The organism is Pseudomonas viridiflava (assembly GCF_900602065.1).
Classification (GTDB): domain Bacteria; phylum Pseudomonadota; class Gammaproteobacteria; order Pseudomonadales; family Pseudomonadaceae; genus Aquipseudomonas.
The window spans coordinates 1-334 of sequence record NZ_UWFN01000198.1; the positions used below are offsets into that span (position 1 = coordinate 1).

At 55.1% G+C, this 334-nt stretch carries 1 pseudogene; it reads left to right on the top strand.

Going from position 1 to position 334, the window contains the following annotated elements:
• Positions 1-170 precede the first annotated feature (170 nt).
• Positions 171-334, top strand: a pseudogene (locus tag EE949_RS10575) (lactonase family protein); the annotation flags it as partial.

The window sequence follows — 334 nt, forward strand, 5'->3', positions numbered from 1 at the left end:
ATGGGGCTCTTTCGCTGGCGGGCGGTGGGGAGTGGCCCATCATGGCAAGATCAGGACGCAAAAGAAAGCAGGCTAACGATCTATCTTCGACAATCGAGCAATCAGCAATTGCCGTATTTTTCTACTAGTCATAGGATGACTGATCACAAACAATAACAAAAAGGTCTTCCATGAAAAAAATCCTCCTGCTGGCCGCTGCGGTTGGCTGCTCGTTCGGTCTGCCGGTCCAGGCATCGACCTTCGCTTATATCTCAAGCCCCGCCGACGGGCTCATCTCGCAGTACCAGCTGGACGACGCCAGTGGCGCGCTCAGCCTGGTCGAGCAGACCATGGC